Source organism: Glycomyces harbinensis (genome assembly GCF_900101745.1).
Lineage (GTDB): Bacteria > Actinomycetota > Actinomycetes > Mycobacteriales > Micromonosporaceae > Glycomyces > Glycomyces harbinensis.
Window position 1 is genome coordinate 194,250 of record NZ_FNAD01000002.1, and the last position, 22,515, is coordinate 216,764.

Here is a 22,515-nt window from a genome sequence, read left to right on the forward strand (position 1 = left end):
CCGGTGCGGGCGGCGAGAGCCGCGGTCGCGTTGTCGAAGAGCGCCTTGACGTGTGCGGTGAACCGGTCCTCGGTGTAGGTTGCGATCCGGTCGGGCTCGGCCGTCCGGTTCGTCTCGGGTCCGGATCTGGTGTCCGTGCCGCTGCGGCGGGCGCCCGTGGCAGGGGCCGTGCGGATGCGATCGTGAACGACCGCCGTCGCGGTCCCGGGTGCCGGTGCACCCGAAGCGCATCGACGTGGCAGATTGCGGGGGACACCTTTGGAGGTTCCGATGCACGTCGACCGTCCTCAGATCATCGCGTTCGCCGGCCTGCCCGGCACCGGGAAGTCGACCATGGCGGAGGCGCTCGCACGTGCCTCGCGGACACCGGTGTTCGCCGGCGACTGGCTGATGGGGGCGCTCAAGCCGTACCGCGTGTTCGACGGCATGGACGAGCCCACCTACCTCGCGCTCTACAACGGCCTGGTCGAGTCGCTCGTCGCCAGGCAGCTGCTGCTGGGCCAGTCGGCGATCACCGACAGCGTCATCGACGACGCGACGGCCGAGCGCTGGGGCCGGCTCGCGGCCGAGCACGACGCCGAGCTGCGCGTCGTCGAATGCGTGTGCAGCGACGTCGAACTGCACCGGACGCGCGTCGAGGGCCGGAAGCGGAACATCCCCAACTGGCACGAGATCGACTGGGACCACGTGCAGCGCATGCGCGCCGAGTTCCCGCCGCTGACCGTCGACCGGCTGACCGTCGATGCCGTGGAGCCGATCGAAAGCAACCTCGGCAAGATCCACGGCTTCCTCGCGGGGGCGGGTCGGCCCGCCGGTACGTGACCCGCCGCGAGGCCGGTAGGCGCACGTCGATGAAGTCGTGGCACGCGCAGTCGCCACGGCTGCGTCGCGGCTGCCGATCGCCTCGACGCCGGCCGAGCCGCGGCCCGTGGGGATACCTTGGAATCCCCTTCCAGCGCAGTCGGAGCCGCCGTGGAACTCGCATTCGTCTACCAGCTGCTGGGCGCATTCGCCGTACTCGCCGTCTTCGGCACCCTCGGGGTCCTCGTCTGGCGCAGGGACAAGCGCGCCGATCGCGCTGCGGGACGGCCGAATGACTCCTATTTCGACCCGACCGGCCTCCAGACCATGGGCCAGACGGGAATGCAGCCCGGCGGACTCGACCCGGACCGCGACCCGGGCCTCCCCTCCGGCGGCGACACCGGAGGCGGCTCGCCCTGACCGGTCGAGCGACCGCCGCCGTGCGGAGTCCGCCGTGAACGCAGCGGGCCCGAACGCTACGCGCTCAGGTGCCTTAGCGCCTATCCGGCTCGGATCCGTCCATACAGGTCAGCTGCTCGACACCGCTTGCAAGCGATCGAGGATCGCGGGCAGGTACTCATCAGTCATCCAGGCGTACAAGTCGTCCGCGTCGATGAGACAACCGGATGCCACATCGGTGGTCTCGCAGTATTCGTGGTAGGTCAGCGGCTGATCGTAGTACTCCTGCTCGGCCGTGAATCGAAAGCTCACACCTACGGCGACATCCGAGTGCTCCCCCCAAGCTCCGACGATGTAAAGCTCCCTGTTTCGAAACAGGCCCTCCAGCTCGTACGTCTCTCCCTCATCCCAATCGGTTGCAATGGGGTCGACCTGGGGTGTGAGGATCTCATTGAGGTCCTCCTGGCCAGCCGGCCGGAATCCGTCCAATCGGTCGTAAGACGCGCCGGCGCCTTCGGGCGCCGGTTCATCCGCATCGAATACACGGACGGTGAAGTCGATGGTTCCGACCTCATCGTCGCCCTCGATGAGACTCAGTCGGCCGTCGCAGGCGAGGTGACGCTCGTCCGACTGCTCGGACCAGTCCACGGCGGGCCCGTCACCGAAGACGGTGTCCGAAGCGTCGGCGACGTCGAGCCATGCGCAAGGCCGATCATCGCCGAGCATCTCCGAGAGATCGCGGTCCTCATCAGCCGATCTGTCAGACGGGAGGCAGGCGCCCGCGGCGAGAAGGGCGGCCACCGCCAGAATCCTTCTGGCACGAGTCGGGGCGTCCTTCCGGACTTTCGCTGCACTGGGGAAGTCGGTGGCCATTCAGTAGGCCTCCCCCTGCGTCAAGCCGCTGTAGTCGGCGTTGATCTCCTCCGCGAGCGCGGTGATCTCAGACCGGCCGTCCGTCAGCATGCTCTCGACCGACTCGAGGCAGTCGTCGATACCCGAAGCGAGCGCCTCGAACGTATCCGAGTCCGTCCCGACCTCGTACTCGCCGATGAGGTACTTGTCCTTGAAGGCGCCGAACCATGACGTGTTCCACTCGCCGCTTCCATCGTCCAGGCCGAAGTTCTCGATGATGGACATGGCTCCGTCGGCGTATCCCAGCGGCGTGAACATGGAAGTGGTGATGTAGAGGTTCTCGATAATGAAACTTCGTGCCCTCTGCACCTCGATCAGCTTCTCCGCCAGCTTCGAAAGTCTCGCGCCCAGACTGTTCCGGGTCTCCGCTTGGATCGAGAATTCTGCGGTTGTCACCTGAATGATCTCTCGAAGCAATGATCGCTGCGTCCCCGCCGTCTCGCGCGTGTGGCCGAACGCCAAGAATGCTTCGGCATTGTCGGAACCCCCGGTCCATCCTTCGAAGAGGTCGGAGATCTGCTTGAAACTGTTCTCCTCGTTGGCCTCGATGAATTCATCGAAGGAGGCCTTGAACTCGACGAAGCGGTCGACCGTGTTCGCCGCGTCCTGGAGTGCGTCGGGGTATAGCAGGCTCGCAAGCTGCGTCGCCGACCTGTGGTGGCGATGGGAGGCCTCATCCTCTGCCTCTTCGCGGAGGGACTGCAAGTCGGAGTCGTCGGCATCGTAGGGTGCCGCGCAATTCGTGGCCCCGCTCCACTTCTCGGTCGGTGTGTACGGACTGGTGTCGTCATAGTTGAACGACTCCGTCTGTGCGACCCATTCCTCCCGCGTCGCGCACCAGACCCGGTCTCCGATGCCCGGGTACTTCTCGAACACCAGCTCACGGGTCCGAATCTCGATCATGGGCAGGCGGAACTGATGGTGGAGTTCCTCGATAGCCTCTGGTGTGATCTGAAGGCAGCTCGCTACTTCAGGGCCTAATGTTGACATGATGGCGCCGCATCCTTACTCAGCAGGTTTCAGTAGTCGCCGTCGAGTTCGCCCTGTATCTCCGACAGGTCGAACTCAGTGCCCTCTTCGGCCTCCCTCATCGATTGGGCAGTCAGTTTCATTGCACGGCTGAGGTGTTCCAAGTTCGCGCCCGACTCACTCAGCGCCTTCTCGAAGCGCATATAGAGCGTTCTCCAAGCAGCCGCGACCTCGGATGCCCCGGGCGGGGAGACGGGGGCTCCGCCTGACCCGGGTCCCGTGTTCGTGGTTGCCGAGGCCTCTTGGAACATCGAGTCCTGGGCCGCACCCGCGGCGCGAGCGGCGTGGGCCAAGTCCCAGTACGCATGGGAGAGATCGACCAGCACCTTGCTTCCCATCTCGTCGATCTCATCGATGTCGTAGGTCCGAGTCACCGAATTCCTCCAGTCGGGGGAGCCGATGCGCCTCGGCGCTCGCTTTTCACGCGGCCGCGGTCATGTCACGCTTCGGACGTGCCTGGGCCGGGACGCTGCGCCGGAGAATCCACTCCATTGAGAATCACGCGTCGGGGCATCTGCTTGCAGGGGTGTCGAAATGATGAGGTTACCGAAAGTGAGCAATCATGTGGGTACACATCTTATATTTTGAGAATTATGCTCGGAGACAGTGGATTTGGCATGATCCGCACTAGTTGGGTCCGGGCGCCGCGGCGAGCCGGAAAGCGGCCGGGCCCGAGCGCGATGCGCTCGGGCCCGGCCTTGGCGTGGGGTTACTTCGCTCCGAGCACGGTCTCCTCGCCGACGACGATCTCCTCCACGAGGTCGACCGTCTCCCGCAGTTTCACGGGGGTGAGGAACAGCGCCGCGATGAAACCGACCGCCGCGATGCAGGCCGAGATCAGGAACAGGTGCCCGGTCGCGTCGCCGTAGGAGGCGCGGACGACCTCGGCGACCGGCGCGGGCATCGCGTCCAGGTCCAGGCTGGACCCGCCCAGGCTGCCGCTCGTGTCGATGCCCAGGGCCGCCAGGCCCGAGGCGATCTTGTCGGCGACCTGGCTGGCCAGGACCGCGCCCAGGACCGAGACGCCGATCGTGCCGCCCAGGGACCGGAAGAACGCGATCGCGCCCGAGGCCGCCCCGAGTTCGCGCAGCGGCACCGAGTTCTGGACCACGAGCACGAGGTTCTGCATCGCCATGCCGACACCGGTGCCGACGAGGAACATGCCGACCCCCATGAACACCAGGGAGGTCGTGTGGTCGATCGTCGCGAGCATCGCGAAGCCGCCGGTCAGCACCAGCGCCCCGGTGACGATGTACGGCTTGACCTTCCCGGTCTGGGACACCAGCCGCCCCGCGACGGCGGAGGAGACCAGGACGCCGAACATCATCGGGATGGTCAGCAGGCCCGCCTCGGTCGGCGAGAAGCCGCGGGCGATCTGGAAGTACTGGCCGAGGAAGACCGCGCCGCCGAACATGGCCATGCCGACCGCGAGGCTGGCGACGACCGCGAGCGCGGGGTCGCGGCGCTTGATGACGTGCAGCGGCACGACCGGCTCCTTGACCCTGGTCTCGACGACGGTGGCCCCGCCGAGCAGGACGACCGATCCGGCGACCATCGCCGCGGTCTGCCAGGAGATCCAGTCGAAGTCGTTGCCGACGAACGTGACCCACAGCAGCAGCAGGCTGACGCCCGCGGCGATGAGGGTCGCGCCGAAGTAGTCGATCTTCGTGTCGGCCTTCTTCATCTCGGCCAGGTGCAGGGTCCGCTGGAGCATGAAGAACGCGACGACGGTGATCGGCACGGCGAGGAAGAAGCACCACTGCCAGCCGAGCCAGTCGGTGTCGGTGATGGCGCCGCCGAGCAGCGGGCCGCCCACGGTCGAGACGGCCATGACGCCGCCGAGGTAGCCGTTGTAGCGTCCGCGCTCCTTCGGGCTGACCATCGCGCCGATGATGACCTGGACGAGCACCTGGAGGGCGCCCATGCCGAGGCCCTGGACGGCGCGCAGGGCGATGAGCTGCCCGGTGTTCTCCACCAGACCGCACGCGAGCGAGGCGGCCGCGAAGATGACGATGGCGACCTGGAGCAGCCGCTTCTTGTCGAACAGGTCGGCGAGCTTGCCCCAGATGGGCGTGGAGGCGGTGCTCGCGAGGAGCGTCGCGGTCACCACCCAGGTGTACTGCGACTGCGTGCCGCCGAGGTCGCCCACGATCTGCGGAAGCGCGACGGAGACTACAGTGGACGAGACCATCGCCGCGAACAGGACCATGAGCAGCCCTGAGAGGGCGCGCAGGACTTCGCGGTGCGTCATTGGCGCCGGCGGGGCGTCGGTTACGGCGGTCAAGAGACTGCCTCCTCGGGTGTTGCAGAATGGAAGCCCCGCACACCCGGTGGTCAGGTCCGCAAGGCTGGGATGTGTCGTTCTCCGGAATGGGACCGGCCGGAAAAGGAACAGCCTGGAAAGGCGCGGACGGCCGTAGTGAACGGTCCGTCTCTTACTACACGCTACCATTTAGTGAACGCAACGTTCACTATCGAGAGGATGGCCGGTGACCGATTCCACAGCGAGCCGCCGACGCGGCGACGACCTCGAGCGCGCGATCTTCGAGGCCGCCCTGGAGGAGTTGGCCGAGGTCGGCTACGCGAACCTCCGTATGGAGGCCGTCGCGGCCCGCGCCAAGGCGGGCAAGGCGTCGCTCTACAAGCGCTGGCCCGACCGGGCCCACCTGATCCGGGCCGCGGCCCGCTACAAGGCCACCAACGTCGACACCGCGTTCGAGCCCAGCGGCGACGTCAGGGCCGACATGAAGCGCGTCATGCTCCGCATCGCCGAGAACCAGGCCGGGCCCTCCGGCGAGGCGATGCGCGGCTGGGTGGGCGAGCTGCGCGCCACCTCCGACGAGGAGGAGGCCGAGAAGATCCGCGAGGCGATCGAGCAGCCGCGCATCCGGGTCTTCGCCAAGATCCTGGAGACCGGGATCGCGAACGGCACGGTGCGGCCCGAGGCGCTCCACCCCCGCATCGTGAACCTGGCCCCGAACCTGATGACCCAGGCATTCCTCATGAAGGGCCGCCCGGCCTCGGAGGCGATCATCGACGAGATGCTCGACATGATCGTGCTGCCGCTGGTCAGCAGCGACTAGCCGGCCCGCTCCTCCAGGTCAGCCGATTCGGTCGGCGGCCGCGCGGAGCGCGGCGATCTCCTCGGGCGATGACTCGCGGGCGATGACGGCGATCTCGCAGATGAACTCCCGCCGCTCGGCGGGGAAGGCCGCGGCGATGGCGCCGGGGTCCTTCAGCAGGACCTCGTAGATCTCGCGGCCCTGCGCGTAGAAGAGGTCCACGAAGACCGGTTCGCCACAGGCGCGGCGCATGACGTTCCCGGGGTTGCGGTCGAGGCCGCCCCAGAACGGCACCGCGGCGGCGGCCGCGGCGTTCAGACGCTCGGCCTCGGCGCGCACCGAGGCGACCGGGTCGGCGGGCTCGGCGGCGTCCCACCGGGCGATCATGGCCGTCCGCAGCTCCGCGTCGGCGGGGAGCAGCGCCTCCATGACCGTCAGGCGCCCGCCGCCGGGAAGCGGTGCGTCGAAGTCGATCCGGGGCAGCAGCGAATGGCCGGCGAGACCGCGGCACAGCTCGACGAAGACCCCGTAGGCGGGCTCGAAGGCGCAGACCCGGGCGACCCGCGAACCGTCGGGGGACTTCCAGACGACAGCCCAGTCGCCGATCCCGCACACGTCCCATCCGGCGGCCGGCAGCCGCCCGGCGGCCGCGCGGTGGTTCAGTCCGCGCCATTCCTCGAAATCCAGCACAACCGGGAGCATAGGCACCGCGGCCGGGTCGGCGACAGCCGTTTTCGTGTCGCACGGGTGTCCTAGGCTGGCGCCACTGTCGACTCGACGAGGGAGAAGCGCATGGGAGCTTGGGATTACGGGCCGTTCGACAACGACGGCGCCTGGGACTGCGTCGGCGCGCTCGCGAAGGACGATCCGGCGAAGGTCGCCGAGCAGCTGACCGAGGCCATGGGCGAGGTCCTCGACAACGAGGACTACATCGAGAACCCCGAGGCCCAGGGGGCCGTGGCGGCGGCGGTGCTGATCGCCAACCGCCTCGGAGCCCCGGCCGCGAACGACCGCATCGCCGAGATCCTCGAAGCGCATCCGTTCACGGCCACCGACGAACTGCGGACGCAGGCCCTGCGCGTCCTCGACCGCCTGAGGGAGCCGGACACCAACGAATGGCACGACCTCTGGCTCGACTCGGGAGCCCTGGAAAAGGTCCTCGACCTCCTGGCCCCCTACAGGGAAGTCCTTGCAGGGACCGCGAACGCATGACTGCGGACCGCGAAGGGCCGGACGCGAAGCGCGTCCGGCCCGTTCGGTCGCTCAGCCCTTGACGCAGACGACCTGGCGCAGGCGGGCGGTGGCTTCGACTCGGAGGCCGCTGTCATTCTTGGGCGCACGGTCCAAAGCGTCGCGGTCGGGAAGTGGCGCCTTCGAAGTGACGGTCGAGATGGGGGAACGCCCACTGCCGCAGCGCGACCGACTACTGGAGCGCTTCGACCAGGAGGTCGGTGAGGGCCTTCGCGTATTCGCCGTCCGGGTCGTAGTCGGGGTCGAAGACCGTCAGGTCCATGCCGACGCAGCGGTCGTCGGCGGCGCAGGTCGTGATGATCTGGCTCAGCTCGCCGAGCGAGATGCCGCCCGGGGCCGGGCCGTCGACCGCGGGCATCACCGACGGGTCGAGGACGTCGACGTCCACGTGGAGCCAGAACGTCGCCACCTCCCCGACCCTGTCCAGCGCCCATTCGGCGCTGCGGCCCACGCCCCCGGCGCGCAGCGCCGGGACGGTCCGCATCGCGACCCCGGTGGCCTCCAGCTCGACCCGGTGCGGGTCGTCCGAGCGCAGCCCGAGCAACACGAGGTGGTCGGTGTCGATGTAAGGGCGCAGCCCGCCGATGTCGGTCAGGTCGGGCTGGCCGCGCCCGGTCGCCAGCGCGAGTTCCTCGGCGGCGGCGGCGCCGACGTACTGGGAGTTCCCGGGGTGGCGGAAGTCGGAGTGGGCGTCGATGAAGATCAGGCCGCGGGGTTTGCGGTCGCGTTCGGTGCGGCGCCGGGCGGCGAGGGCGGTGCCCAGGAGGATCGAGCAGTCGCCGCCCAGGACGAGGGGGAAGCGGCGTTCCTGCCAGAGCCGTTCGACCCGGTCGGCGAGGCGGCGGGTGTACTCGGCGATGGCCTTGGCCTGGCCGACGCCGTCGCCGGGCCGCCAGGTGGCGGCGTCGAAGCGCGGGGGTGTGAGGCAGCCGGCGTCGACGGCGTTGAGGCGTGAGATGAGGCGGTGGTCGCGGAGGGCGCCGGGGGCTTTGGCGCAGCCGGGGACGGTGGTGGCGGTGGGCGGGCGCAGACCGAGGTTGGAGGGTGCGTCGAGTACCGCTATGCGTCTCGATCGAGTCGCTGGCAACACTCACCTCCCCACCACAGAACCGGCCACGCTAGCTTGACACAGCGGACCGCCGCTGCACCAGGAGTCGAGCGCGCATCTCACTGCTCGAATGTACGGCTCCGCGAGCGCCGGTGCGACCTCCGAACGGACGAACCTCCGCGTCACCGGGTGACGCGGAGGTTCGATCGCCTTGCGGCGCTTGGTCAGAACAGGACGGAGCTGAGTTTGCGGCGGGCCTTGGCGACGGCGGGGTCGTCGACGCCGGCGACGGTGAACAGTTCGACCAGGCGCTTGCGGACGCGTTCGCGGTCGTCGCCGAAGTTCTTGGCCACGAGTGCGATGAGGCGCGCGTAGGCGGCCTCGGCCTGGCCGGACAGGAGCTGGAGGTCGGCGGCGGCGAGCGCGAGGTCGATGTTGTCGGGGTCGGCGTCCGCGATGGCGACGGCGTCGTCGGGGAGGGCGCCGACGCGGCGCAGCATCCGCACCTGGGCGATGCCGGCCTCGGCCTCGCCGGAGGCCGGGTGGTTCTTGAGGTACTTGTCGTAGGCGGCCTCGGCCGCGTCGAGGTCGCCGTCGACCATGAGGTTCTCGGCGGTGGCGAGCTCGGGGTCGGTCGGCTGCGGGACGTCGAGTCCGGCGGCCTGGGTGACGCGGCCGATCCACTGGCGCAGGCCCTGCTCGGTCTGCGGGCCCTGGAGGATGTCGAGCGGACGTCCCTGCGAGAGCGCGACGGCGGCGGGGAGGGCCTGGAGCTGGAGGGCGGCGGCGAGCTGCTGGTTCTGGAGGACGTCGGCCCTGGCGAGGACCCATGCGCCGTTGGCCTCGGCGGCGAGCCGCTGGAGGATGTCGCGGAGCTGGAGGCTCTCGGGGACCTGGTCGGCCCAGAAGGCGACGACGACGAGCGCGTCGAGGGAGCGTTCGAGGACCTCGCTCTGGACGGTCGCGTCGGTGACGTCGATGGCGAGGACGCCGGCGCTGGGCGCTCCGTGCTGGTGCGCCTCCGCGGCCTGCTGCTGTGCGGCGGCGGCGAGGGTGCTGAGGTCGACGCCTCCGGAGAATCGTGACGGTACCTGGTCGCTCATGGTGCTGATTGTTCCATTCTCATCGTGGTTCGGCGCTGGGGCCCGGGCCCGGTGTGGGCCGTCCGGCCCGGTCGGGGCTAGCGGCGTCCGGCGGCCTCGTCGCGGCCCTGGCAGGCGAGCTTGTCGGCGCGTTCGTTGCCGGGGTCGCCCGCGTGGCCCTTGACCCAGCGCCAGTCGACCTCGTGGCGGGCGGCGGCCTCGTCGAGGCGCCGCCACAGGTCGGCGTTCTTGACCGGTTCCTTCTTGGAGTTGATCCAGCCGTTGCGCTTCCAGCCGTGCATCCAGGTCATGATGCCGTTGCGGACGTAGGAGGAGTCGGTGTAGAGCGTGATCTTCATGGGGCGCTTGAGGGTCTCCAGGGCCTGGATGGCGGCCATGAGCTCCATGCGGTTGTTGGTGGTGGCCTTCTCGGCGCCGTAGAGCTCCTTCTCGTGGTCGCCCCATTTGAAGTAGACGCCCCATCCGCCGGGTCCGGGGTTGCCGGAGCAGGCCCCGTCGGTGTAGATGACGGCGGTGTCCTCGTTGTCGTCCGGTTTCGGCATGACCGCCAGCTTAGTCCGCGAGCGCGGTCATGGCCTCAATGCCCAGGAGGACGCCGATGACGAGGAAGAGTCCGGCGGAGACGTAGCGGACGACCTTCTCGGGGATGCGCTTGGCGACCCAGGCGCCGGCGAAGACGGCGAGGAGGTCGGCGGCGAGCATGCCGGCGGTGCCGCCGAGCCACACGCCCCAGGGGTTGTAGCTGGAGCCCATGCCCATGGCGATGAGCATGGTCTTGTCGCCGAACTCGGCGAGGAACATGGCGGGGACGATGGTGAGCAGGCCGTTGCGGCGCTCCTTGACGGCGTGGCCGTCGTCGTCCTCGTCGGCGCCGCCTCGCAGGCCCCAGAGGCCGAAGCCGATGAACATGACGGCGGCGGCGAGGCGGATCCAGTCGGTGGGCAGCAGGTTGCCGACGGCGGCGCCGACGCCGACGGACAGGCCGATGAGGGCGCCGATGGCGATGACGAGGCCGAGGACGACGGTGCGCAGGCGGTATCTGGTGGCGAACGTGAGGGCCATGAGCTGGCTCTTGTCGCCGAGCTCGCCCACGAAGATCGCGCCGAAGGCGATCGCCGCGGCGACGAAGAAGAGTTCCATTGAGGGTGATCCTCCCAGTGATGGGGCCGGGAGGAGGAGAGCAGCGAACCTCGACCCGGCCGTACGGCCTTGGTCGAAGGTCTCGCTCGCCTCGGAGTGCGAGGCCGTGCGGCCGGGTCTCAGGGAGACCAGTATGTCGACCGCAGCGTTGGGAGCTACTCCCCTTCTGCGCTGGCAACTATACGTGAGGGGCGGTGGCGGGCGCGACCGGCGCGGGCGTGACGCGTGCCGCCCGGGGCGGCGGGCGGTGCGGCCGCGGAGGGCGGTCCCTCCGCGGCCGGTGCGTCACTCGGCGAGTGCGGGGGCCTTCGGTTCGGCGGCGGCGGGCCGGTTGAGGAGGGACCGCATGGTGGCCGGGCCGAGGAAGGCCATGAACGCGGCGAGCACGGCGGGGACCATGAGGCCGATCGTCAGGCTCGTGCCTTCGGCGAGGTAGCCGATGGCGGCCGGGCCCAGCAGGAGCCCGGCGGAGCCGGACATGGACATGAGGGCGATGTTCGAGGGCGATCCGCCGGCTTCGCCGATGGCGCTGAAGACGACCGGGACCATGACGGCGATGCCGCTGCCCGCGAGGGCCCATCCGGTCCAGGCGAGGGCGAGGCCGCCGGCGGTGGCCGAGAAGAGGACCAGGATGTAGCCGGCGACGGCCGCCGCGCCGGCCCACAGGAGGGTGCGGTCGGGGCCGAGTTTGGCGCGGATGGGGTCGCCCAGGAGGCGGAAGACGGTCATGACGCAGGCGAACACGGTGAAGGAGAGGGGCGCGAGGGCGGCGTCGGCGTCGAGGACGTTGGCGGCGTGGAAGTTGGCCCAGTCCATCGCGCCGGACTCGACGAGGGTGCCGCCGAGGCCGAGAAGGAACAGCGCGCCCAGGAGGACCGTGCCGATCTTCGCGGCGCCGGCGGGGGTGCCGCTGCTGCCGCCGGAGGCGTCTTGACCCGGAGGCGGCAGCAGCGGACGTGTGAAGGCCGCCATGGCGACGGTGCTGAGGACGGCGGCGGTGATGAGGATGGCCTGGTCGCCGAATCCGAGGCCGAGACACAGGGAGGTGAAGACGCCGGCGGCGGCGCCGCCGAGGCTCCAGAGGCCGTGGAAGGCGGAGATGATCGGGCGTCCGTAGCGGCGTTCGAGTTCGACGGAGTGGGCGTTGATGCCGACCTCCACGAAGCCGACGCCGACGCCGTAGAGGGCGGCGCAGGCGAGGAGGGCCGGGTAGCCGGGGGCGATCGCGGGGGCGATGAGGACCAGCTGGGAGGCCGGGGCGGTCCAGATCAGGAGGCGCCGGGTGGTGATGCGGTCGGCGATGCGCCCGGCGACGGCCATGGTGGCGAGGCCGACGAGCTGGATGAGCAGGAGGGTGGTGCCGAGTCTGGCTTCGCCCAGGCCGAGGCGGTCGTCGACGCCGGGGAGCGACGCGGCCCAGGCGCCCATGACGAAGCCGGAGGTGGCGAACGCGCCGTGGAGGCCGATGCGGGCGCGGCGCAACGTGAGCGGGTCGGGGGTCATCGTGGTCCTCGTCAGTGCGTGGGGCGGGTGGGTCGCGAGTTCATGTTCTCACGAGCTTATGTTCTCACCTAGAACATAACAAGAGAGACGAGGACTCGTCAAGGATTATGTTCCCGGCATGTACAAAAATCTGGCGGCTGGCATAATCCGTTCATGCCGCAGACGATGACCAGCGCCGACCTCCGGATCCACAACCAGGCCCGGCTGCTGCGCGCCGTCCACGACGCGGCCGAGCCGTTCACCAGGGCCGAGGCCGCCCGGCTCCTGGGCATCGGCCGCAACACCGCCGCCGCGCTCGTCGGGGAGCTGGAGCAGGCCCGGCTGCTCCACGAGGTGCCCGCCGAATCGGGCGCGCGCGGGCGGCCGACGACCATGCTGGTCCCCCACCCCGAAGGGCCCCTGGCGTTCGCGGTCGACTTCCGGGAGGACACGTGGACACTCGCCTCCGTCGAGCTCGGCGGCGCGATCACCGAACTGGAGGACGGCGAGCACGACCGCACCCCGAAGGCCTTCGCCGACATCCGCGCCGCCGTCGCGCGGCACGAGACCGGGCGGCTGGCCGTGCTCGGCTTCGCCACGTCCGGGCCGATCCGCGACGGGCACCGCCTGCACATATCGCACCTGGGCTGGGACGAGGTCGAGGTGCGGGACCTCATCGGGGACGGATGGCCGGCGACGGTGATCGACAACGACGCGCGCCTGGCCGGGCTCGCCGAGGCGCGGCGGGGCGCGCTGCGCGGGCTGGGGACCGCGATGCACTTCCACATCGACTTCGACATCGGCGGGACGCTGCTGCTCGGCGGCGACGCCCAGCGGGGCGCGCACCACATCGCCGGGGAGTTCGGGCACATGCCGCTCACCGGGTCGGCGCTGGAGTGCATGTGCGGGGTGCGGGGGTGCTGGAGCCTCGATGTGGGCGCGAACGCGCTGGTGCGCCGGTTCGGCGGGGAGACCGGCTACGGCACGGGACGCGAACTGGCGCAGGAGGTCCTGCGACGGGCCGAGGCGGGCGACGCCGAAGCGGGCGAGGCGGTCGACGCGAACGCGGCGGCGCTGGGGCGGGGCCTGGGGGCGCTGGCGAACGCGCTGGACCCGGAGGCGATCAGCCTCTCGGGTCTGGGGGTGGACCTGATCCGCCTGCGGCGCGGGCTGATCGAGGAGAACTGCGCGGCGTCGCTGATGGCCTTCAGGAGGGACGAGCCGCCGCGGATCGCGGCCGGAACGATGGGCGAGGCGGGACCGCTGACGGGCGCCGCGGAGATCGCATGGGACGCGATCCTCACGCCGGTGTGGCTTCGCGAGCGGCTGTAGGCGGCGGCGCGTTCGCGCGGGGGAACCGCACGCGCGGAGGGGCCACGGCGAACCGTCCTCGAGACGCCGCGGGGCGGGCCCTTCCGGGCCCGCCCCGCGGCGTCTCGCTGTTCGTCTTCGCCTTGCGGCGCCGAGCGCTAGATGCCGCCCTCGAGGTGGTGGTAGACCTGGTTCCAGCGCAGCTCCTGCTTGAACTCGCGGGCGTTGGTGCCCTCGCCGATCACGACCAGCTCGATGCCGGCGATCTCGGCGAAGTCCTCCATCACCTCGCGGCCGAAGGCCTGCGTGAACGACGTGTGGTGCGGCCCGCCCGCGGTCAGCCAGGCCTCGGCCGAGGTCTGCAGGTCCGGACGCGGCTCCCACACGGCCCGCGCCACCGGCAGGTTCGGCAGGTCCTGCTCCGGCTCGACCGCGTCGACCTCGTTGGCCACCAGGCGAAGCCGGGTGCCCAGGTCGAGCATGCCGACCATGATCGCCGGGCCGGGCGGCGCGGTGAAGACCAGGCGCACCGGGTCCTCCTTGCCGCCGATCCCCAGCGGGTGGATCTCCGCGGTCGGCTTCTCGGCCGCGATCGTCGGGCACACCTCGAGCATGTGCGCGCCCAGGATCTGCGGGGTCTCGGCGCCCAGGTTGTAGGTGTAGTCCTCCATGAAGGACGTGCCGCCCTCGAGCCCGGTCGCCATGACCTTCATGAGGCGCACGAGCACGGCGGTCTTCCAGTCGCCCTCGCCGCCGAAGCCGTAGCCCTCGGCCATGAGCCGCTGCACCGCGATGCCCGGCAGCTGCTTGAGCGCGCCCAGGTCCTCGAAGGTGTCCGTGAACGCCTTCGCGCCGTGCTCCTCCAGGATCGACCGCAGGCCCAGCTCGATGCGGGCCGAGTCGCGCAGCGACTCGTGCCGAGCCCCGCCGGCCCGCAGCTCGGGCACCACGTCGTAGGCCGCCTCGTACTCGGCCGCCAGCTCGTCGACCGCCTTGTCCTCGACCTGGGCGACGCGCTCGGCCAGCTCGTTGACGCCGTAGGTGTTCACCTCGACGCCGAGGCGGATCTGCGCCTCGACCTTGTCGCCCTCGGTCACGCCGACGTAGCGCATGTTGTCGCCGAAGCGCACCAGCTTGAGGTTCTGGACCTCGTTCCAGCCCAGCGCGGCCCGCGCCCAGTTGCCGACGCGCTCCTGGACCTTCTCGTCGGCCCAGTGGCCCACCACGGTCTTGCGGCGGTGGCGCAGGCGCGTGAGCATGTACCCGAACTCGCGGTCGCCGTGGGCGGCCTGGTTCAGGTTCATGAAGTCCATGTCGATGTCGGCCCACGGCAGGTCGCGGTTGTGCTGGGTGTGCAGGTGCAGCAGGGGCTTCTGGAGCACCCCGAGTCCGGCGATCCACATCTTCGAGGGCGAGAACGTGTGCATCCAGGCGATCACGCCGATGCACTCGTCGGCGGCGTTGGCCTCCAGCAGGACCCGCTTGATCTCCTCGGGCGTGGTGAGCACCGGCTTGGCGACCACCTTGACGGGGACCGAAGCGGCCCCGTCCAGCCCGGCGACGATGTCGGCCGAGTTCTGGGCGACCTGCTCGATGGCCTCGGCCCCGTACAGGTGCTGGCTGCCGGTGACGAACCACAGTTCTCTTGTGGGCAAAGCCTTGGTTTCCATTGCTGTTACTGCTCCTTGGAGGACGGCTGCTGGCCGTAGACGTTCTGGTACCGGTCGTAGAGGCTGTCGATGTGCTCCTGGGCGATCGGGACCGGTTCGCCCAGCTGCCGCGCGAAGTGGACGGTGCGCGCCACGTCCTCGGCCATCACCGCGGCCTTCACGGCGGCCTTGGGGTCCTTGCCGATCGTGAACACGCCGTGGTTCTGCATGATGACCGCCGGGGAGCGGTGCCCGGAAAGCGTATCCACGATGCCCTTGCCGATCGCGTCGGAGCCGATGAGCGCGAAGGGGCCCAGCGGGATCTCCCCGCCGAACTCGTCGGCCATCGCCGTGAGCACGCACGGGATCGGCTCGGCGCGCGCGGCCCACGCGGTCGCGTACGGGCTGTGCGTGTGCACCACGCCGCCGACCTCGGGCATCCGCTGGTAGACCACGTTGTGGCTCTCGGCGTCCGAGGAGGGGGCCAGGTCGCCCGCGAGGACCTTGCCCTCCAGGTCGGTCACGACCATGAGGTCGGGCGTGAGGTCGTCGTAGGACACGCCCGAGGGCTTGATGACGATCAGGTCGGTCCCCGGCACGCGGCCCGAGACGTTGCCGCTGGTCCAGGTCACCAGGCCCCAGCGCAGCAGCTCGGTGTGGAGCGAGCAGACCCGCTCCTTCATCTCCTCGACGGCGGGAGTGGTCTTGAAAATCATGCGTCTACTCCTGTTCGGGGAGGCGGGCGGCGGGCGGTCCGGCGGTGCGGGGGCTCATTTGCTCGCCTCCGTGGCGATCCTGTGCAGCGTGTGGAGCGCGTTCGAGCCGCCGCGCCCGAAGTGGTCGTGCAGCTCCTCGTAGACGGCGTACAGCTCGTCGTACGCGTCCGCTCGGGTTCGGTCGGGCACGTACGCGTGGCGCTCGACCTTGCCCATCGCCTCCGAGGCCGCGTAGATGTCCGGGTACGCCCCGGCCGCGACCGCGGCGTGGATGGCCGAGCCGAGGGCCGGCCCCTGCTCGGAGGTGAGCACGGTGATCGGCATGCGCAGCACGTCCGAGTAGGTCTGCATGAGCCACTTGTTCTTCAGCAGGCCGCCCGCGGCGACGAACTCCTCGATCGGGACGCCGGACTTCTGGAGCGTCTCCACGATCATGCGGGTGCCGAACGCGGTGGCCTCGACCAGCGCCCGGTAGATCTCCTCGGGCTTGGTCTGGAGGCCCAGGCCCAGGATGACGCCGTGCAGGTCGTGGTCGACCAGGACCGAGCGGTTCCCCGAGTGCCAGTCGAGCGCGACCAGGCCGTGCTGGCCGACGGCCTGCTGCTCGGCGAGTTCGGTCAGGTACTGGTGGACGGAGATGCCGCGCTTCTCGGCCTCGTCGGTGTAGGAGCCGGGGACGCCGTTGGCGGTGAACCAGGCGAAGATGTCGCCCACGCCGGACTGCCCGGCCTCGTAGCCCCACAGGCCCTTGGTGATGCCGTCGCGGACCACGCCGCACATGCCCGGGGCCTCGGTCAGGTTCTCGCCGTTGACGACGTGGCAGGTGCTGGTGCCCATGATGGCGACCATCTTGGCGGGTCCGACGGCCTTCGCGGAGGCGGCGGTGACGTGCGCGTCCACATTGCCGGCCGCGACGACGGTGCCCGCGTTGAGGCCCGTCCACGCGGCGGCCTGCCCGGTGAGCTCCCCGGCCTTGTCGCCGAGCGGGGTGAGCGGGTGCTCCATCTTGGCGTTGAAGTCGGCGAACTCGGGGTTCAGGGCGGCCAGGTATTCGCGGGAGGGGCGCTTGCCGTCCTGCACGATGCCCTTGTATCCGGCGGTGCAGGAGTTGCGGTTCTCCTCGCCGCACAGCTGCCACACGATCCAGTCGGCGGCCTCGATCCAGCGCTCGGCGCGGGCGTAGATCTCGGGGTCCTCCTCGAGGAGCTGGAGGCCCTTGGCGTAGGCCCACTCCGAGGAGATCTTGCCGCCGTAGCGCGGGAGCCACTCCTCGCCGCGCTCGGCCGCGACCGCGTTGATGCGGTCGGCCTGGCCCTGGGCGGCGTGGTGCTTCCACAGCTTGGGCCACGCGTGGGGGCGGTCGCGGAACTCGTCGAGCTCGCACAGCGGGGTGCCGTCGGCGGTGGTCGGCAGGATCGTGCACGCGGTGAAGTCGGTGCTGACGCCGACGACCCGGTCGGGGCTCACTCCGGCCGCGGCCAGCGCGGCGGGCACGGCGTTGCGGAGCACGTCGACCCAGTCCTGGGGCGACTGGAGCGCCCAGCTGCGCGGCAGGCGGACGCCGGAGCCCGGGAGGGCGTCTTCGATGGCGCCGTGAGCGTAGACGTGCTCGGCGACGGCCAGCTCGCGCCCGTCTGCTACCGAGGCGACGACGACGCGGCCCGACAGGGTGCCGAAGTCGATCCCGATAGCAACGGCATCGTTGTCGCTGCCAGTCATTGCGGCCTCCTAGAGGATGCTCGTTGGTCAGAAGTGACCGTTCACATGCAGTGGGTCCACCGCGGGCTGCTCAAACCGCCCCGAGGCGGCGTATGGACACGGGTGGATCCCCCACAACCTAACGCATTCGCACGTTCGAGACCACCTGCGGTCAGGCGCTCCGCCGGGCGAACCGGACATGACGGATCGTTCCGGGGGCGGAGGAAGTGCGGGCGGGGCCCGCGGTGTGACGGACGTCCCGCCGACGAGCGGCGGCGAACCGCGGCCCGGGCCGTTCGGCGGCGGATTGTCGTACCCGTCGGTCAGGGTTTGAACCGGGGGCCCATCGATGTCCGATTTGCGCAGACCCTCCGTTCACCTTCGGATCCGCTGGCCATTCGCGTTCGGCGCCTCCACGACAGCAGAGAATCGGCGGGCCGCGGCCCGCCGATTCCGTCGTCGCGTCGCCCACGATTCGGCGCCGGGGTATGCAGTTCCCTACCGGTGCGTGAGGCGGCGCATGGCCTTCCTGCGCTTGCGGCCCATGGTCTTGGCCGCGGAGCCGAACACGTCCTTCGCCGCGTCGAGCCGCTTGCCGACGGCCTTGCGGCGGCGCCGGGTCGCCTTCGCCGCGGCCCTGCGGCGGCGCTGCGCGGCCTTGATCGCGTCGTCCACCGCGCTCTTGGCGGTGTCCGCGGCGCTCGCGCGCACGGCCTGCTTCTCGGCCTTGCGGTGGCCGCGCAGCACCGTCACGCCGATCACGGCGGCGGTCGCCGTCCCGACGGCCGCGACGGTGACGGTGAGCGGGTGGCGCCTGACGGGCCCGAACGGCCCGTGCGCGTGAGCGGCGTCGGGATCGAGGCCGAGCCGCTCGCGCAGCTCCAGCACCGAGTCGTTGACCCGCTCGCGGGTGCGCTCGGCGTCCCGCTGGAGTTCGTCGACCGTCCTGTGGCGGTCGTGCGTCTCGCCGTCGTCGCCGGTGTCCTGGAGGTACTGCTCGCGCTGCTGCACGAGCAGCTCCTCCTCCGTGGGCCGCCGGTCTTCCGGCAGGTACGGCATCGACACCGAAGGCGGCGGCGCGAGGCCGACCCCGGGCGGAATCCCCCCGGCGGAGGGCATGGTCATGCCGCTCATCGGTCCATCCTCCCTCGCAGTGCGTTCGCGTCCTCGTGGACGCGGTCCATGGTCTCGCCGGGAACCGGCGGCAGGGCGGCGCGCAGCTTGGCGCGGCCCGTCAGCGCGAAGATCCCGGCCACCGCCAGGAGCACGACGCCCATGACGAGCGCGGCCAGCCAGGCGGGCCAGACCAGCGCGAGCGCGATCCCGGCGGCCAGCGCGAACGCGGCCCCGCCGTACATCGCGAAGGCCCCGGCGACGGCGAACATGCCGCCGCCCACGGCGCCCTGCTTGGCCTTGTCGGCCATCTCGCGGGCGGCGAGCTGGGCCTCGATGCGGGCCAGGTGGGCCACCTCCGAGGTCAGGTCGCCGACGATGCGGCCGACGGAGCGGTCGCGCTCGTCCCAGTCGGCGCGGCGGCGGCGCCAGGCGCCGGTGTGCCGGTCGTCCGTGCGGTCGTTGTCGGTGTCGGCCCATTCGCCGCGGTGCTCGCGTTCGGCCTCGCGGACGGCCTGGGCCTCGGGGTCGCGTCGGACCTCCATGTCCTCACCTCTCTCCGCCGGGCTCACTTGCGCTCGAGGGCGCGTTCGAGTTCGGCTTTGTTCATCTTGGATCGGCCTTCGATGTTCTTGCGGCGGGCCTCTTGGTAGAGCTGCTCTTTGGTGCGGCCCTTGGGGCCCGAGTGCGAACGCCGACCGCCCCTCTTGGACGACGGTATGTCCTTGGTGGAGGTCCGGCTCGCGGTCTTGGTCCTGCCGGCGCGGGCGCGGTTCTTGTTGACGGTCCGCGCGGCGATCTCCTCGGCCCGCTCGGTCCCGGTGCCGCGTTCCTCGGCCCCCTCCTTGATGTGCTCGTACTGGCGTTCGTCCTTCTTGGTCCATTCCTTCGGCATGGTCCTTCACCTCCGCGGTGTCCGGTATCGGCCAGGTCCATGCGCTTCGGGTTCCCCGCCCGGCCTGGTGAAAACCTCGGCGCGATTCGTCGCGCGGGCGTGAATACTTCCGCGGGGGGCGGGTAGCCGCCGTTCGGGGGACACATCCCGTCGCCCGGTGCGGGTTGTAGAGGGCTCCGCACCGGGCCGGCGGGCCCCGCAGGACTTGGTTCAGGGGGAATGGGAACGGCGCCCCGGGAGATGCTCCCGGGGCGCCGTTCTCGCGGTCAGCGGGCCGCGCCGCGGCCGGTCTCGCCGAAGTCGCCTTCGCCCCTCGCCTCGCTCTCCCGGGGGAGCTTGGTGCTCAGGACGGCGGCGAGCACGATCATGAGGACGCCGAGGGCCAGGTGGAGGACGCCGGTCCACACGTTCGAGGGCAGGAACCCGCCGTCGCCGATGGCGTCGGCGAGGATGCCGTACAGGCCCAGGAGCGCGAAGAGGACGCCGCCGACGAGCAGGTACCGCCTCGATGCGGTGACCATCCACGACATCACGAGGCCGAGCACGCCGGCGGCCAGGTGGACGAGGTTGCCGAGGATCGAGACGGCGAAGACGCCGAAGAGCTCGGCGCCGGAGTCGGTCCCGGCGAAGGTGATCGAGGAGAACCCGGGCGTGAGGGCCGGGACGAAGCCCGCGACGCCGAGCAGGAGGAAGGTCCACCCGATCACCGTCGCGCCCACCTGCGCGGCGGTGGTGCGGCGCCGCTCCGCCTCGTACCAGTGGTGCCCGGTGGTGGACATCGGTCGGGAGTTCATGGCTCGTGCCTCCTTCTCGCTGAGGACGCCGCCTCGCCCGTCCGCTGGCTCGGTACCGGACGGGACGACGCACCGCGGGTCCTGCGGATCCGCGTTCTCGGGGTACCCCGCCGGGGCCCCGCGACACTCCGTTTCGCCCCTCTGGGCACGGGTAGCCCAGTGCTCTGAGAGGGAGGGTGTGGCAGCGTGAGCATCATCGAGGACCGGACTTCCGAGATCGCCGAACTGGGCCAGCAGCTGCGAGTGGACGTGGTGCGCGCGTCGGCTCGGGCCGGCTCGGGCCACCCGACCTCGTCCATGTCGGCCGCCGATCTGATGGCGGGCCTGCTGGCGGGGCACCTGCACTACGACTTCGACCATCCGCACCTGCCGGGCAACGACCGGCTGGTGTTCTCCAAGGGGCACGCCTCGCCGCTGCTGTACGCGATGCTGCGCGCGGCGGGCGCGATCGACGAGGAGCGGATGCTGACGTACCGGCGGCTGGGCTCGGACCTGGAGGGGCACCCGACGCCGCGCCTGCCGTGGGTGGACGTGGCGACCGGTTCGCTGGGGCAGGGCCTGCCGATCGGCGTCGGGATGGCGCTGGGGGCGCGCCTGTCGGGCTCGCCGGCGCGCGTGTGGGTGCTGTGCGGGGACGGCGAGATCGCGGAGGGCTCCATGTGGGAGGCCTTCGCGGCGGCCGCGGACTTCGGGCTGGGGAACCTGTGCGCGATCGTGGACGTCAACCGGCTGGGCCAGAACGGTCCGACCCGCCTGGGGTGGGACACCGCGGCGTACGCGGCGCGCATCGGCGGGTTCGGCTGGCACGCGGTCGAGATCGACGGGCACGACCCGGCCGCGATCGACCGGGCGTTCGCCGCGGCCGAGGCCGAGCACTCCCGGCCGACGGTGATCCTGGCGCGCACGAAGAAGGGCAAGGGCGTCGCGGCCGCCGAGGACCGGGAGGGCCTGCACGGCAAGCCGCTCGACGAGCCGGAGAAGGCCGTGGTCGAACTCGGCGGCGTGCGCTCGTCGCGGGTGGAGGTGAGCGGGCCGCGCTCGAAGGAGCCGCGCCGGACCCGGCCCGTGAAGCCGCTGGCGCTCCCGTCGTTCCCGGTGGGGACGACCGCGGCCACCAGGGACGGCTTCGGTGCGGCGCTGGAGGCGCTGGGCGAGGCCAACCCGGACGTGGTGGTCCTCGACGGCGAGGTCGCCGACTCGACCCGGACCGCGGGGTTCGCGAAGGCCTTCCCGAACCGCTTCTTCGAGTGCTACATCGCCGAGCAGCAGATGATCGGTGCGGCGGTCGGGCTCCAGACGCAGGGGTGGATCCCGTACGCGAGCACGTTCGCCGCGTTCCTGACCCGGGCCCACGACTTCCTGCGCATGGCCGCGATCGGCGGCGCCGACCTGCGGATCGTCGGCTCCCACGCGGGCGTGTCGATCGGCCCCGACGGCCCGAGCCAGATGGGCCTGGAGGACATGGCGATGATGCGGCCCATGTGGCGCAGCGTCGTGCTCTACCCGTGCGACGCGAACCAGTGCGCGCACCTGACCGCGACGATGGCGGACCTGCCGGGCATCAGCTACCTGCGCACCACCCGCGCCGCGACGCCGGTGATCTACCGCGCCGACGAGCTGTTCCCGGTGGGCGGCAGCCGGACCCTGGTGTCCTCGCCGCACGACGAGGTCGCGATCGTCGCCGCCGGGATCACGGTCTCGGAGAGCCTGTCGGCCGCCGAGCGCCTCGCCGGCGAGGGCGTGCCGGTGCGCGTCATCGACGCCTACTCGGTCAAGCCGCTGGACGCGGCCGTGATCAGGCAGGCGGCGGCCGAGACGGGCCGCGTCCTGACCGTGGAGGACCACTGGCCGGTCGGGGGGCTGGGCGACGCGGTCCTCGACGCGGTCGCGGGCCACGTCCCCGGGGTGCGCTTCCAGAAGCTCGCCGTGCGCCGCATGCCCGGTTCGGCCGGGCCCGCCGAGCAGCTGGCGGCCGCGGGGATCGATGCGGACGCGATCGTGCGGGCGGCGCAGCGCCTGGCGGCCTGAGTTGGCGCGTATCCCCGCGCGGGCCGGGAACGCGAACGATACTCAAGGGCGGGGTCGGGGGACCCCGCGACGCTCTCTGAAGGG

The 22,515-nt window shown here is 70.8% G+C and carries 23 protein-coding genes; 6 read left to right on the forward strand and 17 right to left on the reverse strand.

From position 1 onward, the window contains the following. The first annotated feature begins 270 nt into the window (after positions 1–270). Positions 271–822: a P-loop nucleotide/nucleoside kinase family protein gene (locus tag BLQ63_RS04525; RefSeq protein WP_091029194.1), complete on the forward strand. Its 552-nt coding sequence runs from the start codon at positions 271–273 to the stop codon at positions 820–822. A gap of 150 nt (positions 823–972) precedes the next feature. After that, positions 973–1,221: a hypothetical protein gene (locus BLQ63_RS04530; RefSeq protein ID WP_091029197.1), complete on the forward strand. Its 249-nt coding sequence runs from the start codon at positions 973–975 to the stop codon at positions 1,219–1,221. A gap of 108 nt (positions 1,222–1,329) precedes the next feature. Here BLQ63_RS04530 and BLQ63_RS04535 read toward each other — a convergent pair whose 3' ends face one another. The 4 genes from BLQ63_RS04535 to BLQ63_RS04550 form a co-directional block, all read right to left on the reverse strand. After that, positions 1,330–2,073, reverse strand: coding sequence for a hypothetical protein (locus BLQ63_RS04535; protein WP_143014764.1), 744 nt, complete (start codon positions 2,071–2,073; stop codon positions 1,330–1,332). Then, on the reverse strand, positions 2,074–3,102 hold the full coding sequence (locus tag BLQ63_RS04540; protein WP_143014765.1) for a hypothetical protein: 1,029 nt from the start codon (positions 3,100–3,102) through the stop codon (positions 2,074–2,076). Positions 3,103–3,131: 29 nt separating this feature from the next. Then, positions 3,132–3,515 (reverse strand): hypothetical protein, encoded by a 384-nt coding sequence (locus BLQ63_RS04545; protein ID WP_091029206.1) that lies wholly within the window; start codon positions 3,513–3,515, stop codon positions 3,132–3,134. A gap of 335 nt (positions 3,516–3,850) precedes the next feature. Beyond that, positions 3,851–5,392 carry an MFS transporter gene (locus BLQ63_RS04550; RefSeq protein ID WP_091029209.1) on the reverse strand — a complete coding sequence of 514 codons (1,542 nt, stop codon included), beginning with the start codon at positions 5,390–5,392 and terminating at the stop codon, positions 3,851–3,853. A 238-nt stretch (positions 5,393–5,630) separates the two neighbouring features. On the opposite strand from BLQ63_RS04550, the gene BLQ63_RS04555 reads away from it, so the two are divergent. Next, the gene (locus tag BLQ63_RS04555; RefSeq protein WP_091029212.1) at positions 5,631–6,224 is read left to right on the forward strand and encodes a TetR/AcrR family transcriptional regulator; all 594 of its coding nucleotides are present in this window, start codon (positions 5,631–5,633) and stop codon (positions 6,222–6,224) included. 18 nt (positions 6,225–6,242) lie between these two features. Here the strand turns inward: BLQ63_RS04555 and BLQ63_RS04560 are convergent, their stop codons facing one another. Then, positions 6,243–6,893 (reverse strand): hypothetical protein, encoded by a 651-nt coding sequence (locus BLQ63_RS04560; RefSeq protein WP_143014766.1) that lies wholly within the window; start codon positions 6,891–6,893, stop codon positions 6,243–6,245. Positions 6,894–6,995: 102 nt separating this feature from the next. Between BLQ63_RS04560 and BLQ63_RS04565 the strand changes: the two genes are divergently transcribed. Continuing rightward, complete coding sequence (locus BLQ63_RS04565) at positions 6,996–7,415, forward strand: DUF4259 domain-containing protein (protein ID WP_091029217.1); 420 nt, start codon at positions 6,996–6,998, stop codon at positions 7,413–7,415. 211 nt (positions 7,416–7,626) lie between these two features. On the opposite strand, the gene BLQ63_RS04570 is transcribed toward BLQ63_RS04565, so the two are convergent. The 5 genes from BLQ63_RS04570 to BLQ63_RS04590 form a co-directional block, all read right to left on the reverse strand. Continuing rightward, positions 7,627–8,541, reverse strand: coding sequence for an arginase family protein (locus BLQ63_RS04570; RefSeq protein ID WP_091029221.1), 915 nt, complete (start codon positions 8,539–8,541; stop codon positions 7,627–7,629). 185 nt (positions 8,542–8,726) lie between these two features. Beyond that, a complete protein-coding gene (locus tag BLQ63_RS04575; RefSeq protein ID WP_091029224.1) occupies positions 8,727–9,605 on the reverse strand; it encodes a co-chaperone YbbN in 879 nt (292 codons plus the stop codon). Positions 9,606–9,682: 77 nt separating this feature from the next. Continuing rightward, entirely contained in the window at positions 9,683–10,147 is a 465-nt protein-coding gene (rnhA, locus tag BLQ63_RS04580) for a ribonuclease HI (RefSeq protein ID WP_091029227.1), read from the reverse strand. A gap of 10 nt (positions 10,148–10,157) precedes the next feature. Further along, entirely contained in the window at positions 10,158–10,745 is a 588-nt protein-coding gene (locus BLQ63_RS04585; protein ID WP_091029230.1) for a TMEM165/GDT1 family protein, read from the reverse strand. 285 nt (positions 10,746–11,030) lie between these two features. Then, complete coding sequence (locus BLQ63_RS04590; protein ID WP_091029233.1) at positions 11,031–12,248, reverse strand: MFS transporter; 1,218 nt, start codon at positions 12,246–12,248, stop codon at positions 11,031–11,033. A gap of 153 nt (positions 12,249–12,401) precedes the next feature. On the opposite strand from BLQ63_RS04590, the gene BLQ63_RS04595 reads away from it, so the two are divergent. Continuing rightward, positions 12,402–13,559 (forward strand): ROK family protein, encoded by a 1,158-nt coding sequence (locus BLQ63_RS04595; protein ID WP_091029236.1) that lies wholly within the window; start codon positions 12,402–12,404, stop codon positions 13,557–13,559. A gap of 137 nt (positions 13,560–13,696) precedes the next feature. Here BLQ63_RS04595 and araA read toward each other — a convergent pair whose 3' ends face one another. The 7 genes from araA to BLQ63_RS04630 form a co-directional block, all read right to left on the reverse strand. Beyond that, positions 13,697–15,208 carry an L-arabinose isomerase gene (gene araA / locus BLQ63_RS04600; protein WP_091029239.1) on the reverse strand — a complete coding sequence of 504 codons (1,512 nt, stop codon included), beginning with the start codon at positions 15,206–15,208 and terminating at the stop codon, positions 13,697–13,699. Between the two features lie 5 nt (positions 15,209–15,213). Further along, a complete protein-coding gene (locus BLQ63_RS04605) occupies positions 15,214–15,903 on the reverse strand; it encodes an L-ribulose-5-phosphate 4-epimerase (protein ID WP_091029242.1) in 690 nt (229 codons plus the stop codon). A gap of 54 nt (positions 15,904–15,957) precedes the next feature. Continuing rightward, positions 15,958–17,622, reverse strand: coding sequence for a ribulokinase (gene araB, locus BLQ63_RS04610; RefSeq protein WP_091029246.1), 1,665 nt, complete (start codon positions 17,620–17,622; stop codon positions 15,958–15,960). A gap of 477 nt (positions 17,623–18,099) precedes the next feature. Further along, positions 18,100–18,735 carry a hypothetical protein gene (locus BLQ63_RS04615; protein ID WP_091029249.1) on the reverse strand — a complete coding sequence of 212 codons (636 nt, stop codon included), beginning with the start codon at positions 18,733–18,735 and terminating at the stop codon, positions 18,100–18,102. Further along, positions 18,732–19,259, reverse strand: a complete 528-nt coding sequence (locus BLQ63_RS04620; RefSeq protein ID WP_091029252.1) for a phage holin family protein — start codon at positions 19,257–19,259, stop codon at positions 18,732–18,734. Before BLQ63_RS04620 ends, BLQ63_RS04615 begins: the two co-directional genes overlap by 4 nt. A gap of 23 nt (positions 19,260–19,282) precedes the next feature. Beyond that, positions 19,283–19,609, reverse strand: coding sequence for a plasmid stabilization protein (locus BLQ63_RS04625; RefSeq protein WP_091029255.1), 327 nt, complete (start codon positions 19,607–19,609; stop codon positions 19,283–19,285). A gap of 266 nt (positions 19,610–19,875) precedes the next feature. Next, positions 19,876–20,403, reverse strand: a complete 528-nt coding sequence (locus tag BLQ63_RS04630) for a DUF4383 domain-containing protein (RefSeq protein WP_218125057.1) — start codon at positions 20,401–20,403, stop codon at positions 19,876–19,878. 186 nt (positions 20,404–20,589) lie between these two features. On the opposite strand from BLQ63_RS04630, the gene BLQ63_RS04635 reads away from it, so the two are divergent. Beyond that, positions 20,590–22,431, forward strand: a complete 1,842-nt coding sequence (locus tag BLQ63_RS04635; protein ID WP_177154793.1) for a transketolase — start codon at positions 20,590–20,592, stop codon at positions 22,429–22,431. Positions 22,432–22,515: the final 84 nt, after the last annotated feature.

Excerpts from the sequence above, each read along its gene's own strand:
- araB (WP_091029246.1), bottom strand. The coding sequence starts at position 17,622 with ATGACTGGCAGCGACAACGATGCCGTTGCTATCGGGATCGACTTCGGC.
- BLQ63_RS04575 (WP_091029224.1), bottom strand. The coding sequence starts at position 9,605 with ATGAGCGACCAGGTACCGTCACGATTCTCCGGAGGCGTCGACCTCAGC.
- BLQ63_RS04605 (WP_091029242.1), bottom strand. The coding sequence starts at position 15,903 with ATGATTTTCAAGACCACTCCCGCCGTCGAGGAGATGAAGGAGCGGGTC.
- BLQ63_RS04625 (WP_091029255.1), bottom strand. The coding sequence starts at position 19,609 with ATGCCGAAGGAATGGACCAAGAAGGACGAACGCCAGTACGAGCACATC.
- BLQ63_RS04615 (WP_091029249.1), bottom strand. The coding sequence starts at position 18,735 with ATGAGCGGCATGACCATGCCCTCCGCCGGGGGGATTCCGCCCGGGGTC.
- BLQ63_RS04585 (WP_091029230.1), bottom strand. The coding sequence starts at position 10,745 with ATGGAACTCTTCTTCGTCGCCGCGGCGATCGCCTTCGGCGCGATCTTC.
- BLQ63_RS04535 (WP_143014764.1), bottom strand. The coding sequence starts at position 2,073 with ATGGCCACCGACTTCCCCAGTGCAGCGAAAGTCCGGAAGGACGCCCCG.
- BLQ63_RS04620 (WP_091029252.1), bottom strand. The coding sequence starts at position 19,259 with ATGGAGGTCCGACGCGACCCCGAGGCCCAGGCCGTCCGCGAGGCCGAA.
- BLQ63_RS04595 (WP_091029236.1), top strand. The coding sequence starts at position 12,402 with ATGCCGCAGACGATGACCAGCGCCGACCTCCGGATCCACAACCAGGCC.
- BLQ63_RS04550 (WP_091029209.1), bottom strand. The coding sequence starts at position 5,392 with ATGACGCACCGCGAAGTCCTGCGCGCCCTCTCAGGGCTGCTCATGGTC.
- BLQ63_RS04590 (WP_091029233.1), bottom strand. The coding sequence starts at position 12,248 with ATGACCCCCGACCCGCTCACGTTGCGCCGCGCCCGCATCGGCCTCCAC.
- BLQ63_RS04525 (WP_091029194.1), top strand. The coding sequence starts at position 271 with ATGCACGTCGACCGTCCTCAGATCATCGCGTTCGCCGGCCTGCCCGGC.
- BLQ63_RS04630 (WP_218125057.1), bottom strand. The coding sequence starts at position 20,403 with ATGAACTCCCGACCGATGTCCACCACCGGGCACCACTGGTACGAGGCG.
- rnhA (WP_091029227.1), bottom strand. The coding sequence starts at position 10,147 with ATGCCGAAACCGGACGACAACGAGGACACCGCCGTCATCTACACCGAC.
- BLQ63_RS04565 (WP_091029217.1), top strand. The coding sequence starts at position 6,996 with ATGGGAGCTTGGGATTACGGGCCGTTCGACAACGACGGCGCCTGGGAC.
- araA (WP_091029239.1), bottom strand. The coding sequence starts at position 15,208 with ATGGAAACCAAGGCTTTGCCCACAAGAGAACTGTGGTTCGTCACCGGC.
- BLQ63_RS04540 (WP_143014765.1), bottom strand. The coding sequence starts at position 3,102 with ATGTCAACATTAGGCCCTGAAGTAGCGAGCTGCCTTCAGATCACACCA.